Here is a 12988-nt window from a genome sequence, read left to right on the forward strand (position 1 = left end):
CATATTTCAAGCAATTACCGGATAATTACCAGGCAAAATTTGAGTTAAATTTAATGAGCAAGTTCTCAAATTTTATTATAAATAAACCATTTTCAGCGATAAATACTGCGGCACGTCACATTTTTTCACGCTATTTGTTGGAGAACAAACATTTATTTTATCAATATTTTAAAATTTCGAATACAGGTATTGATCATCTCGAACAATTGATTAACGTCAACTTTTTCTCTTCTGACAGGACGTCATTTTGTGAATGCAATCGTTTTCCATAAATTCTTCTCCCCTCATAGGCGACGAATAGCATTTTGTGTTGAGGATCACAAAACGAATAATTGCTGGTCGCCGCGATAAGGTCAGACGAAGTCAACAAGGGGGATTTTCACTGTGCTTTACATCAGCGTAGGACACAGAATGTTGCTTCGTTTACTGTAACGCCGGGTAAATGAGCGTTTTTTGATAGTGCGTAAGTGTCGTGCGAGGAAAATAAGCATCTATTATTGTTTGTCATGACGACAAGGCAGGCATCAATGAAAGGCTTCCCAATTGCACATATTTTTCACCCTTCAATCCCGCCAATGCACGCAGTGGTTAACAATCACAATAGAAATATTGATTATTGGACGGTAAAAAGAAAGTTTGCAGAAATTGTCTCCACCAATGACGTTAATAAAATTTACAGTATAAGTAATGAACTGCGGAGAGTATTATCTGCAATTACTGCATTGAATTTCTATCAAGGCGATGTTCCTTCTGTCATGATCCGAATCCAACCGGAAAATATGAGTCCATTCATCATAGATATTTCTACAGGAGAACATGATGATTATATCATACAAACATTAGATGTAGGCACTTTTGCACCTTTTGGTGAACAATGTACTTGCTCAGCCGTCAATAAAAAAGAGCTGGAATGTATTAAGGAGACGATTTCTAAGTATTGCGCAAAGTTCACCCAAAAAGAAGCCATCTTAACACCCCCTACGCACTTTAATAAAACCTGCATTACTTCAGATTATTGGCAAATTCTCTTTTTTTCACCCGATCATTTTAATAATGATTTTTATTGATTATTTATAAAGGATAAAATAATGTCCCCTGTTTCATCAATTGGTAATGATATTAGTAGTGATTTAGTCCGTCGAAAAATGAATGACCTTCCTGAAAGCCCCATAGGAAATAACCTCGAAGCACTAGCACCAGGTATAGAAAAACTAAAACAGACCTCTATTCAAATGGTCACTTTACTTAACGCGTTACAACCAGGTGGAAAATGCATTATCACTGGTGATTTTCAAAAAGAATTAGCGTACTTACAAAATGTAATTCTTTATAATGACTCGTCTCTTCGTCTGGATTTTTTAGGTTATAACGCCCAAATTATTCAACGTTCGGACAATACCTGCGAACTTACCATTAATGAACCGTTAAAAAACCAGGAAATATCTACAGGCAATATCAATGTTAATTGCCCATTAAAAGATATTTACAATGAAATCAGGAGGTTGAACGTAATCTTTAGTTGTGGGACTGGAGATATAGTTGATCTATCCTCTCTGGACTTACGTAATGTCGATTTAGATTATTATGATTTCACAGATAAACATATGGCTAATACTATTTTAAATCCTTTTAAATTGGATTCAACAAATTTTACTAATGCCAACATGTTTCAGGTTAATTTTGTTAGTTCAACACAAAACGTCACAATCTCCTGGGGTTATTTACTAAAAATAACGCCTGTTTTAATAAGCATTAGCGATATGTATTCTGAAGAAAAAATCAAGTTTGTCGAAAGTTGTTTAAATGAGCTTGGAGACATTACCGAAGAACAATTAAAGATTATGAGATTTGCAATTATAAAGTCTATACCAAGGGCAACTCTTACAGATAAATTAGAAAATGAATTAACAAAAGAAATATATAAAAGCTCATCGAAAATTAACAATTACTTGAACAGAATTAAATTACCAGAGATGAAAGGATTCTCATCAGAAAAAATAGATTATTACATCGATATAATCATTAAAGATTATGAAAGCGTCAAAGAAAATGCTTATCTTATCGATCCAAAAATTAATTACAATACAGATTTAAACATAGAGGATTCTAGCTCAGAAGAATTCCTTTCAGATAATATACTCGAGAAAGACGAAAATTCTCCTGACAATTGCTTTGAGGTTGTAAAATATAACACATATGAAGCATATAACTCAGAGAATCAATATTTTACCAGAGAGGACTATACGTATAATTACGACCTTTTAAATGCAATATAGACTTAATAACTTCTTACAAAGTCTATTATTAATACCGTAGATATTTATTCATCTTACCCTGTGCACCAAAAGCAAAAACTCACTGACGCGGGTTTGAAACTGATGGCAACCGCAAAAATGCCTGATGCGCTACGCTTATCAGGCCTACGCCATCTCTGCAATATATTGAATTTGCGTGCTTTTGTAGGCAGGATAAGGCGTTCACGCCGCATCCGGCATGAATAAAGCGCACTCAACAATCTGAAACCCGCCGGAACGGTTTATTACGTACATCAGGTGAAACTGACCGATAAGCCGCTTTCTTTTGGGTATAGTGTCGTGGACAGTCATTCATCTTTCTGCCCCTCCAAAAGCAAAAACCCGCCGAAGCGGGTTTTTACGTAAATCAGGTGAAACTGACCGATAAGCCGCTTTCTTTTGGGTATAGCGTCGTGGACAGTCATTCATCTTTCTGCCCCTCCAAAAGCAAAAACCCGCCGAAGCGGTTTTTTACGTAAACCAGGTGAAACTGACCGATAAGCCGCTTTCTTTTGGGTATAGTGTCGTGGACAGTCATTCATCTTTCTGCCCCTCCAAAAGCAAAAACCCGCCGAAGCGGTTTTTTACGTAAACCAGGTGAAACTGACCGATAAGCCGCTTTCTTTTGGGTATAGCGTCGTGGACAGTCATTCATCTTTCCGCTCCTCCAAAAGCAAAAACCCGCCGAAGCGGGTTTTTACGTAAATCAGGTGAAACTGACCGATAAGCCGGGTTCTGTCGTGGACAGTCATTCATCTAGGCCAGCAATCGCTCACTGGCTCAAGCAGCCTACCCGGGTTCAGTACGGGCCGTACCTTATGAACCCCTATTTGGCCTTGCTCCGGGTGGAGTTTACCGTGCCACGGACTGTTACCAGCCGCGCGGTGCGCTCTTACCGCACCCTTTCACCCTTACCTGATCCCGCTTGCGCGGGCCATCGGCGGTTTGCTCTCTGTTGCACTGGTCGTGGGTTTCCCCCCCAGGCGTTACCTGGCACCCTGCCCTATGGAGCCCGGACTTTCCTCCCCTCCGCCCGTCTCCCCCGAAGAGGACGACGACGAAGCGGCGACTGTCTGGTCAGCTTCGGCGCGCAGTATAGAGGGTTTGCGCGCCCTTGTCACCCCGCGTTGCGCATTCCAATCGCCAGTGTCGCGGCGATATTACGTGAAGCACGGCAGATATTGTCATAAGCCCCGCGGAATGCTTCGTCCAACGTACCTATGCTGGTCAATACGCTGAAGACCGCATCGATGCCATGCTGATGTACAACGCCAACATCATCGGTCAGGCTACCCGCAATGCCAATCACCGGTTTATGGTACTTCTTCGCCACGTTTGCAACGCCAATCGGTACCTTGCCGTGAATACTCTGGCTGTCAATACGCCCTTCACCGGTGATCACCAGCGTACAATCGTGAATATGTTCCTCCAGATTCAGCGCCGTAGTGACGATTTCAATACCACTTTTCAGTTCCGCACCAAGAAACGCCATCAGCGCCGCACCCATACCGCCCGCAGCTCCTGCGCCGGGGACATCTTTCACATCAACATGCAGCGCTTTTTTAATGACATCGGCATAGTGAGAGAGGTTATTGTCCAGCTCAACAATCATCGCTTCACTGGCTCCCTTTTGTGGGCCAAAGATGCGCGATGCGCCGTTATCGCCCACCAGCGGATTGGTGACATCACAAGCGACGCGAATGACGCAATCTTTTAAGCGCGGATCGAGGCCGGAAATATCAATATCATTCAGAGTATTAAGACTACCGCCGCCAAAACCAATTTCATTGCCGTTGGCGTCGCATAATTTCGCCCCCAGCGCCTGTACCATGCCTGCGCCGCCATCATTTGTAGCGCTACCGCCAATGCCGATAATAATGTTTGTCGCGCCGCTCTCCAGCGCCTGCAGGATTAACTCGCCTGTGCCGCGTGAAGTGGTCACGAGTGGATCGCGTTTTTCCGCAGGTACCAGCTCCAGCCCACTGGCCGCCGCCATTTCAATAAACGCGGTTTTGCCATCGCCGGAGATCCCCCAACTGGCATTCACTTTCTCGCCCAGCGGCCCTGTAACCCAGGCGTGACGTTCAGAACCCTGGGTGGCTGCAATCATCGCTTCCACCGTTCCTTCGCCACCGTCGGCAACCGGAATAGAAACGTACTGTGCATCAGGAAAAATTTCCCGAAATCCTTTTTCTATCGCCTGCGCAACCTCGCTGGCAGATAAACTTTCTTTATAAGAGTCTGGGGCGATTACGATTTTCATACCTATGCCTGTTACCACATGACGCCGGAGGGCGTTTCTCTTATTCGGCCTGGATTCCAGGCCCGGATTGCAATACGCCATCCGGGCACGACGTCATTAACGAGTAACTTCGACTTTCGCCAGTTTTTCGTAGTAGCACGCCAGGGCGCTATGATCCGCCGTTCCTAAACCATCTGCTCGCAGTGCCTGCATCATCTCCATAACCGCAGCTGTGAGCGGCAGTTGCGCGCCGACGCCGTGGGAAGTATCCAGCGCATTTGCCAGATCCTTAATATGCAGATCAATACGGAAGCCCGGCTTGAAGTTGCGGTCCATCACCATCGGCGCTTTGGCATCCAGCACGGTACTGCCCGCCAGTCCACCGCGAATTGCCTGATACACCAGGTCCGGGTTAACGCCCGCTTTGGTTGCCAGCGTTAGCGCTTCTGACATCGCGGCAATATTCAGCGCCACAATGACCTGATTTGCCAGTTTGGTGACGTTACCTGCACCGATTTCCCCGGTATGCACCACGGAACCCGCCATCGCTTTCATCAAATCATAGTATTTGTCGAAAATAGCCTTGTCGCCGCCCACCATCACTGACAGCGTACCGTCGATGGCTTTCGGTTCACCGCCGCTCACCGGAGCATCCAGCATATCAATGCCTTTCGCTTTCAGCGCTTCGCTGATTTCACGGCTTGCCAGCGGTGCGATAGAACTCATATCGATCAATACCGTACCTGGCTTCGCGCCTTCAATAATGCCATTCTCACCCAGCGCCACCTCTTTCACATGAGGGGAGTTTGGCAGCATGGTTATGATGACGTCGCACTGTTCAGCGATCGCTTTAGCCGTAGACGCTGTTTCTGCACCTGCAGCAATCACGTCAGCAATAGCTTCTGGGTTACGGTCAGCAACCACCAGCGAGTAACCTGCTTTCAGAAGGTTTTTACTCATTGGTTTACCCATAATCCCCAGGCCAATAAAACCAACTTTCATAGTCATATCAATCATCTCTCTTGTTGCGGTGGTGGTTATTTTTTAAAGGTATCAGCCAGTTTCTGAGTGGCAGAGCGGAAGACGCCAAGATCGCTGCCGACAGCCACAAACGTCGCGCCCCATTCCAGATAACGACGCGCATCGGCTTCGACCGGCGCGAGAATACCGCTGGGTTTGCCGTGCGCACTGGCACGGTTAAAAATGTGCTGAATTGCTTTTTGTACATCCGGGTGCGAGGCATTGCCGAGATGGCCTAATGCCGCAGCCAGATCGCTGGGGCCGACGAAGATACCGTCTACACCTTCGGTAGCGGCAATGGCATCGACGTTATCTACGCCCTGCTGACTTTCTATCTGGACCAGAATGGTGATGTTCTTGTTCGACTGAGCGAAATAATCCGCCACGGTGCCAAACATATTGGCGCGGTGAGAAACGGAGACGCCGCGAATGCCTTCCGGTGGGTAACGGGTTGATGCCACCGCCTGCTCTGCTTCCTCTTTTGTTTCTACAAAAGGAATCAGGAAGTTATAGAAACCGATATCCAGAAGACGCTTAATAATTACCGGCTCGTTGGTCGGCACTCGCACTACTGGCGCGCTGGCGCTGCCTTTCAGGGCCATTAACTGCGGAATAAACGTGGAGATATCGTTTGGCGCATGTTCGCCATCCAGCACCAGCCAGTCAAACCCAGCCAAACCAAGAACTTCAGTGCTAATCGGGTTAGAGAGTGCTGACCAGCAACCAATTTGTACCTGTTTCGCAGCCAGTGCGGCTTTGAATTTATTCGGGAAAACATCGTTATTCATCGCTTATACCTTTGCTTATTTCTGCAATTCCATACGTTTAATGTCGCCAACTACGAAGAGGTAGCAGACCATCGCCATCAGCGCTGAACATCCCACGAAAACCAGTGCTGCATTGAAGGAGTGCAGTTCACTTACCAGGTAGCCAATCACCAGTGGAGTGACAATGGAGGCAACATTGCCAAAGACGTTAAAGACGCCGCCACAGAGGCCAACAATCTCTTTCGGCGCGGTGTCAGAAATCACCGGCCAGCCCAGAGCACCAAATCCTTTGCCAAAAAAAGCCAGCGCCATCAGCATGACCACCAGCGTGGTGTTGTTGGTGTAGTTACATAAGATGATGGTGGAAGCCAGCAACATTCCCAGCACAATCGGTAGCTTACGTGCCAGGGTCAGGGATAAACCGCGTTTGATCAGATAATCCGAGAAGACACCTCCCAGCACGCCGCCCGCAAAACCACACAGTGCCGGAATCGAGGCGACCAGACCCACTTTCAGAATCGACATGCCTTTTTCCTGCACCAGATAAATCGGGAACCAGGTGAGGAAGAACCAGGTGATGGTGTTGATAAAATATTGTCCGAAAAATACGCCCAACATCATGCGGTTAGAGAGCAATTGCTTGATGTAATGCAGTTTGGGACCGCTTGCTGCCGCGCTGCCCGGCTTTTTGTGGTCCATATCGACCACCGCGCCATTTTCAGAGATAAACTTCAGCTCTTCCGCAGACATACGTGGGTGATCTGTCGGGTTATGAATCAATTTGATCCACAGCGCCGTCAGCACAAAACCAATCACCCCCATAACGGTAAAGACGTGCTCCCAGCCCCAGGCGAAAGTCAGCCAGCCAAGCAGAGGCGAAAAGAGCGCCAGCGAGAAATATTGCGCCGAGTTAAAGATGGCGGAGGCAGTACCACGTTCTTTCGTCGGGAACCAGGCGGCGACAATACGGGCGTTCGCCGGGAATGATGGCGCTTCCGAGAAGCCGAGCATAAAGCGCATAAAGAACATGGAGATCCCTGCCCAGGCCAGCGGGAACATATCAACAAAGCCTTGCAGGAAAGTGAATAGCGACCAGAAAAAGAGGCTATAGGTATAAACTTTTTTCGAGCCAAACTTATCAAGCAGCCAGCCGCCGGGGATTTGCATCAGCAAGTAGGCCCAGCCAAAAGCAGAAAAGATGTAACCCATCGAAACCGCACTTAACTGCAACTCTTTTGCCACTTCGGTACCAGCAATAGACAGCGTTGCACGATCGGCGTAGTTAACGGCGGTAACAATAAAAATAATCAGTAATATTAAATAGCGGGTATGCACGCCTTTCTTTTTTTCGTCAACGGTGTCCAGAATCATTTTATTTACCTCGGGTACTTATGCTGATTTTTATTATTATGGGGAAGGTGTTATTTATGAGTTTCATTTATGCCGTAACGGCAATGAACTCGGGAATTAGTATAAGCAGCGCGAGAATAATAATCATTGTGCAAATGCTAATTTAATTAATACTATTTAAATATTATTTTGAGCATATGCACATAAGGTTGCGCGCTAAAGCACAGATTTGCGCTTTACCTTGCCGGGCGGCACTGCAATCCCTGAAATGATTGACATTGATCACATTTCTGCGTTTAAACTCCTGACATTCTTATTTCACCCAATGAAGTCATTTATTTTTAAATGAGACCAGGTCCTCATTTTAATAACCCCTGGCTGGAGAATATTGCACAATGGCCAACATCGAAATCAGACAAGAAACGCCAACTGCGTTTTATATAAAAGTTCACGACACAGATAATGTGGCAATTATTGTTAATGATAATGGCCTGAAAGCAGGAACGCGTTTTCCGGATGGGCTGGAATTAATTGAACATATTCCCCAGGGGCATAAAGTCGCATTGCTGGACATTCCGGCTAATGGTGAAATTATTCGTTATGGCGAAGTGATTGGTTACGCCGTGCGTGCAATCCCACGCGGAAGCTGGATCGACGAATCAATGGTTGTACTACCGGAAGCGCCGCCGTTACACACGCTGCCACTGGCAACCAAAGTCCCGGCCCCCTTACCGCCGCTGGAAGGATACACCTTTGAGGGCTATCGCAATGCCGATGGCAGCGTGGGCACCAAAAACCTGCTCGGCATCACCACCAGCGTCCACTGTGTGGCAGGCGTGGTGGACTATGTAGTAAAAATCATTGAACGCGATCTGCTACCGAAATACCCGAACGTCGATGGCGTGGTGGGGCTGAATCATTTGTACGGCTGTGGCGTGGCGATTAACGCACCGGCGGCAGTTGTGCCTATTCGTACCATCCACAATATTTCGCTGAACCCTAACTTTGGCGGCGAAGTAATGGTGATTGGTCTGGGTTGTGAAAAGTTGCAGCCTGAGCGCCTGCTGGTCGGCACGGATGATGTGCAAGCTATTCCAGTAGAAAGCGCCAGCATTGTCAGTTTGCAGGATGAAAAGCATGTCGGTTTTCAGTCCATGGTCGAGGATATTTTGCAGGTCGCCGAACGCCATCTACAAAAACTGAATCAACGTCAGCGAGAAACCTGTCCGGCTTCAGAACTGGTTGTCGGCATGCAGTGCGGTGGCAGCGATGCCTTTTCTGGCGTAACGGCAAACCCGGCGGTTGGCTATGCGTCTGATCTACTGGTGCGCTGCGGCGCAACGGTGATGTTCTCAGAAGTCACGGAAGTGCGTGACGCGATCCATCTGCTGACACCACGCGCAGTGAACGAAGAGGTCGGCAAACGGCTGCTGGAGGAGATGGAGTGGTACGATAACTATCTCAATATGGGAAAAACCGACCGCAGCGCCAACCCTTCGCCGGGCAACAAGAAAGGCGGTCTGGCAAACGTGGTAGAGAAGGCACTCGGCTCCATTGCTAAATCGGGTAAAAGCGCAATTGTTGAAGTGCTGTCGCCCGGTCAACGCCCGACTAAACGCGGATTAATTTACGCCGCGACGCCAGCCAGCGATTTTGTCTGTGGCACGCAACAGGTGGCTTCGGGTATCACCGTGCAAGTGTTTACGACCGGTCGTGGTACGCCGTACGGCCTGATGGCGGTACCCGTCATTAAAATGGCGACCCGCACCGAGCTGGCGAACCGCTGGTTTGATTTAATGGATATTAACGCGGGCACTATCGCCACCGGCGAAGAAACCATTGAAGAGGTGGGCTGGAAGTTGTTCCACTTTATTCTCGACGTCGCCAGCGGGAAGAAGAAAACCTTCTCGGATCAATGGGGGCTGCATAACCAGCTGGCAGTGTTTAACCCGGCACCGGTGACCTGATTTCTTTTGGAACGTCCCTCGCAAAACATGGCCTTAGTGCCATGTTTTTATTGTTTAAAGCCCCCACGTCCATTAATAATGCATTTGCATTACCTTAGTTCAAGCTTATAATTTGAGCAGAAAACAGGCTGTAAAAGGACAGTGAATCATGCCCGCTAATGCTCGCTCTCACGCTGTACTGACCACTGAATCAAAGGTCACGATACGCGGACAAACAACTATCCCCGCGCCAGTGCGTGAGGCCTTAAAACTGAAGCCAGGCCAGGACAGCATTCATTACGAAATTCTGCCTGGTGGGCAAGTCTTTATGTGCCGACTGGGAGATGAACAGGAGGATCATACTATGAATGCATTTTTGCGTTTTCTGGATGCAGATATCCAGAACAACCCGCAAAAAACTCGTCCATTCAACATTCAACAAGGAAAGAAACTTGTCGCTGGCATGGACGTCAACATTGATGATGAGATTGGCGACGACGAATAATGGATTTTCCACAAAGGGTTAATGGTTGGGCGCTATATGCTCATCCCTGTTTTCAGGAAACCTACGACGCTTTAGTTGCCGAAGTCGAGACATTAAAGGGAAAAGATCCTGAAAATTATCAGAGAAAAGCCGCCACAAAGTTATTGGCGGTAGTCCATAAAGTGATTGAGGAGCATATCACGGTCAATCCATCATCACCGGCATTCCGTCATGGCAAGTCGTTAGGCTCTGGGAAAAATAAAGACTGGTCACGGGTAAAATTTGGTGCTGGTCGTTATCGTTTCTTCTTTCGTTATAGTGAAAAAGAGAAAGTCATCATTCTGGGATGGATGAACGATGAAAACACTCTGCGCACCTACGGTAAAAAAACAGATGCCTATACCGTATTCAGCAAAATGTTAAAAAGAGGACATCCTCCTGCCGACTGGGAAAGCCTCACCCAAGAGACAGAAGAAAACCATTGATGGTGTTCACAATGCCCGCCGAACGTATTCGTGTTGACCAGCGGGCACCCTTTCTCACTCCCCGACCAGAATCACTTCAACCCCAGCCTTTCGCAGTCCTTCCAGACTATCCGCAGGAATGCCTTCATCAACAATGATCATGTCGATACGTTGAGTATCAATGATCTTATGTAAACTGGAACGATTGAATTTACTGGAATCGGTGACCACGATGATCCGTTCCGCAACTTCGCACATCCGACGGTTTAAACGGGCTTCATCTTCATTATGTGTGCTGACGCCGCGCTCCAGATCGATCGCATCTACACCAAGAAACAGCATATCGAAGTGGTAATTTTGCAGCGATTGCTCAGCCTGATCGCCGTAAAAAGATTGCGACTGACGGCGCAAATGCCCGCCGGTCATCAGCAGCTCAACGCCTTCCGCTTCCAGCAACGCATTAGCCACGTTCATACCGTTGGTCATCGCAATTACGTCAGTGTGCTTACGCATCAGACGAGCAATCTCAAAAGTGGTAGTCCCGGAATCGAGGATCACCCGATGACCAGGCTGAATCAACTCAACGGCAGCTTTCGCAACGCTGCGTTTCATCGCGGTGTTCAGCGCGCTTTTATCTTCCACTGATGGCTCGACTGACGGCGTCGTGCTATCGCAGATCAACGCGCCACCATAGGCACGCACAGCGATCCCCTGCTTTTCCAGAAACGCCAGATCATTGCGGATCGTCACAGTAGATACGCCATACAATGCCGACAGATCGTTAACCTGCACACTCCCTTGCTGTCGCAGACGCTGAATGATCTGTTCTCGTCGCTCGCTGGTGCCAGTCACTCGCTTCTCACCTGAAGCGTCGGTATTACTCATAGTAAGTCCTTTCGTAAAACTTTCGTTTCATTTCGTTTTGCCTATTAACGCTTTTCTATTAAGCAAATGCAAGCCCACCTTGCCCATTGGCGCAAGCTACTCTCGTTTCAGTGACTTTCATTATGTTTCTTTTGTGAATCAGATCAGAAAACTATTATCTTTCGTTTTATTTTTATCTCACCATGACGCAGTATCAACTGAAACAAAACGAAAGATTAATATCGCAGTAATCTGAACTGGAGAGGAAAGTGAAACATCTGACAGAAATGGTGAGACAGCACAAAGCGGGCAAAACAAATGGAATTTATGCCGTTTGTTCCGCACATCCGCTGGTGCTGGAGGCTGCAATCCGCTACGCCAGTGCAAACCAAACGCCGTTACTGATTGAAGCAACCTCCAATCAGGTAGACCAGTTCGGCGGTTATACCGGAATGACGCCCGCCGATTTTCGCGGCTTTGTTTGTCAGCTCGCCGACTCGTTGAATTTCCCGCAGGATGCGTTGATTCTGGGTGGTGACCATCTGGGGCCAAACCGCTGGCAAAACCTGCCGGCCGCTCAGGCAATGGCCAATGCCGATGATTTGATTAAAAGCTACGTTGCGGCAGGATTCAAAAAAATCCACCTTGATTGCAGCATGTCCTGTCAGGACGATCCGATTCCCTTAACTGATGACATCGTGGCTGAACGCGCCGCCCGTCTGGCGAAAGTGGCGGAAGAAACCTGTCTTGAACACTTTGGCGAAGCCGATCTGGAGTATGTCATTGGTACCGAAGTGCCGGTACCTGGCGGCGCGCATGAAACCTTAAGCGAGCTGGCGGTCACCACGCCGGATGCCGCCCGCGCCACGCTGGAAGCCCATCGTCACGCCTTTGAAAAGCAAGGTTTGAATGCCATCTGGCCACGCATCATTGCCCTGGTGGTTCAACCCGGCGTCGAATTCGATCACACCAACGTTATTGATTATCAGCCCGCCAAAGCGAGCGCCTTAAGCCAGATGGTCGAAAACTACGAAACGCTGATTTTCGAAGCGCACTCTACCGATTATCAAACGCCGCAATCGCTGCGCCAGCTGGTGATTGACCACTTTGCCATTCTGAAAGTTGGCCCAGCGCTGACCTTCGCCCTGCGTGAAGCTCTGTTCTCTCTGGCGGCGATTGAAGAAGAACTGGTGCCAGCGAAAGCCTGTTCTGGTCTGCGTCAGGTGCTGGAAGACGTGATGCTCGACCGCCCGGAATACTGGCAAAGCCACTACCACGGTGACGGCAACGCGCGTCGTCTGGCGCGTGGTTATAGCTACTCGGATCGCGTGCGCTATTACTGGCCGGACAGCCAGATTGATGACGCTTTCGCTCATCTGGTTCGTAATCTGGCGGATTCACCAATTCCGCTACCGCTCATCAGCCAGTATCTGCCGCTGCAATACGTGAAAGTTCGCTCCGGCGAGCTGCAACCGACGCCACGGGAACTCATTATCAACCATATTCAGGACATCCTGGCGCAGTACTACACAGCCTGTGAAGGCCAATAAGCAAAAC

12 protein-coding genes and 1 other RNA gene are annotated in these 12988 nt (G+C 48.1%); 7 read left to right on the forward strand and 6 right to left on the reverse strand.

All coding sequences use genetic code 11. The features are described from left to right. The first annotated feature begins 53 nt into the window (after positions 1 to 53). The 3 genes from tdcR to ACJHXA_RS18885 all read left to right on the forward strand — a co-directional run bounded on the left by tdcR (position 54) and on the right by ACJHXA_RS18885 (position 2276). On the forward strand, positions 54 to 272 hold the full coding sequence (tdcR, locus tag ACJHXA_RS18875) for a transcriptional activator TdcR (RefSeq protein WP_001390702.1): 219 nt from the start codon (positions 54 to 56) through the stop codon (positions 270 to 272). A 255-nt stretch (positions 273 to 527) separates the two neighbouring features. Next, a complete protein-coding gene (gene yhaB / locus ACJHXA_RS18880; RefSeq protein WP_000675743.1) occupies positions 528 to 1067 on the forward strand; it encodes a protein YhaB in 540 nt (179 codons plus the stop codon). 21 nt (positions 1068 to 1088) lie between these two features. Next, positions 1089 to 2276, forward strand: coding sequence for a YhaC family protein (locus ACJHXA_RS18885; protein ID WP_283512345.1), 1188 nt, complete (start codon positions 1089 to 1091; stop codon positions 2274 to 2276). A gap of 726 nt (positions 2277 to 3002) precedes the next feature. Here ACJHXA_RS18885 and rnpB read toward each other — a convergent pair. The 5 genes from rnpB to garP form a co-directional block, all read right to left on the reverse strand. Continuing rightward, positions 3003 to 3379, reverse strand: an RNA gene (gene rnpB / locus ACJHXA_RS18890) — RNase P RNA component class A. Between the two features lie 32 nt (positions 3380 to 3411). Then, a complete protein-coding gene (gene garK / locus ACJHXA_RS18895; RefSeq protein WP_001299416.1) occupies positions 3412 to 4557 on the reverse strand; it encodes a glycerate 2-kinase in 1146 nt (381 codons plus the stop codon). Between the two features lie 96 nt (positions 4558 to 4653). Then, complete coding sequence (gene garR / locus ACJHXA_RS18900; RefSeq protein WP_001303675.1) at positions 4654 to 5544, reverse strand: 2-hydroxy-3-oxopropionate reductase; 891 nt, start codon at positions 5542 to 5544, stop codon at positions 4654 to 4656. A gap of 29 nt (positions 5545 to 5573) precedes the next feature. Next, positions 5574 to 6344 (reverse strand): 2-dehydro-3-deoxyglucarate aldolase, encoded by a 771-nt coding sequence (gene garL, locus ACJHXA_RS18905; protein ID WP_001058227.1) that lies wholly within the window; start codon positions 6342 to 6344, stop codon positions 5574 to 5576. Between the two features lie 15 nt (positions 6345 to 6359). Beyond that, complete coding sequence (gene garP / locus ACJHXA_RS18910) at positions 6360 to 7694, reverse strand: galactarate/glucarate/glycerate transporter GarP (protein WP_000599636.1); 1335 nt, start codon at positions 7692 to 7694, stop codon at positions 6360 to 6362. 374 nt (positions 7695 to 8068) lie between these two features. Here garP and garD point away from each other — a divergent pair, with 374 nt between their 5' ends. The 3 genes from garD (at position 8069) to yhaV (ending at position 10588) form a co-directional block, all read left to right on the forward strand. Then, a complete protein-coding gene (gene garD / locus ACJHXA_RS18915) occupies positions 8069 to 9640 on the forward strand; it encodes a galactarate dehydratase (protein WP_001273741.1) in 1572 nt (523 codons plus the stop codon). 148 nt (positions 9641 to 9788) lie between these two features. Continuing rightward, entirely contained in the window at positions 9789 to 10124 is a 336-nt protein-coding gene (gene prlF / locus ACJHXA_RS18920) for a type II toxin-antitoxin system antitoxin PrlF (RefSeq protein WP_001307405.1), read from the forward strand. Beyond that, positions 10124 to 10588: a type II toxin-antitoxin system ribonuclease toxin YhaV gene (gene yhaV, locus ACJHXA_RS18925; protein WP_000347266.1), complete on the forward strand. Its 465-nt coding sequence runs from the start codon at positions 10124 to 10126 to the stop codon at positions 10586 to 10588. The genes prlF and yhaV overlap by 1 nt, the downstream gene beginning before the upstream one ends. A gap of 54 nt (positions 10589 to 10642) precedes the next feature. Here yhaV and agaR read toward each other — a convergent pair whose 3' ends face one another. Beyond that, a complete protein-coding gene (gene agaR / locus ACJHXA_RS18930; protein WP_000072187.1) occupies positions 10643 to 11452 on the reverse strand; it encodes an aga operon transcriptional regulator AgaR in 810 nt (269 codons plus the stop codon). A gap of 248 nt (positions 11453 to 11700) precedes the next feature. On the opposite strand from agaR, the gene kbaZ reads away from it, so the two are divergent. After that, positions 11701 to 12981, forward strand: a complete 1281-nt coding sequence (gene kbaZ / locus ACJHXA_RS18935) for a tagatose-bisphosphate aldolase subunit KbaZ (protein WP_000681921.1) — start codon at positions 11701 to 11703, stop codon at positions 12979 to 12981. The last annotated feature ends 7 nt before the right edge of the window (positions 12982 to 12988 follow it).

The sequence above is a fragment of the Escherichia sp. WS33 genome (assembly GCF_046486385.1).
In the GTDB taxonomy this organism is placed as follows: Bacteria; Pseudomonadota; Gammaproteobacteria; order Enterobacterales; family Enterobacteriaceae; genus ECMA0423.

What these genes read in the sequence shown, in the direction of transcription:
- tdcR (WP_001390702.1), top strand. Translation starts at nt 54, where the DNA reads ATGAGCAAGTTCTCAAATTTTATTATAAATAAACCATTTTCAGCGATA.
- yhaB (WP_000675743.1), top strand. Translation starts at nt 528, where the DNA reads ATGAAAGGCTTCCCAATTGCACATATTTTTCACCCTTCAATCCCGCCA.
- ACJHXA_RS18885 (WP_283512345.1), top strand. Translation starts at nt 1,089, where the DNA reads ATGTCCCCTGTTTCATCAATTGGTAATGATATTAGTAGTGATTTAGTC.
- garK (WP_001299416.1), bottom strand. Translation starts at nt 4,557, where the DNA reads ATGAAAATCGTAATCGCCCCAGACTCTTATAAAGAAAGTTTATCTGCC.
- garR (WP_001303675.1), bottom strand. Translation starts at nt 5,544, where the DNA reads ATGACTATGAAAGTTGGTTTTATTGGCCTGGGGATTATGGGTAAACCA.
- garL (WP_001058227.1), bottom strand. Translation starts at nt 6,344, where the DNA reads ATGAATAACGATGTTTTCCCGAATAAATTCAAAGCCGCACTGGCTGCG.
- garP (WP_000599636.1), bottom strand. Translation starts at nt 7,694, where the DNA reads ATGATTCTGGACACCGTTGACGAAAAAAAGAAAGGCGTGCATACCCGC.
- garD (WP_001273741.1), top strand. Translation starts at nt 8,069, where the DNA reads ATGGCCAACATCGAAATCAGACAAGAAACGCCAACTGCGTTTTATATA.
- prlF (WP_001307405.1), top strand. Translation starts at nt 9,789, where the DNA reads ATGCCCGCTAATGCTCGCTCTCACGCTGTACTGACCACTGAATCAAAG.
- yhaV (WP_000347266.1), top strand. Translation starts at nt 10,124, where the DNA reads ATGGATTTTCCACAAAGGGTTAATGGTTGGGCGCTATATGCTCATCCC.
- agaR (WP_000072187.1), bottom strand. Translation starts at nt 11,452, where the DNA reads ATGAGTAATACCGACGCTTCAGGTGAGAAGCGAGTGACTGGCACCAGC.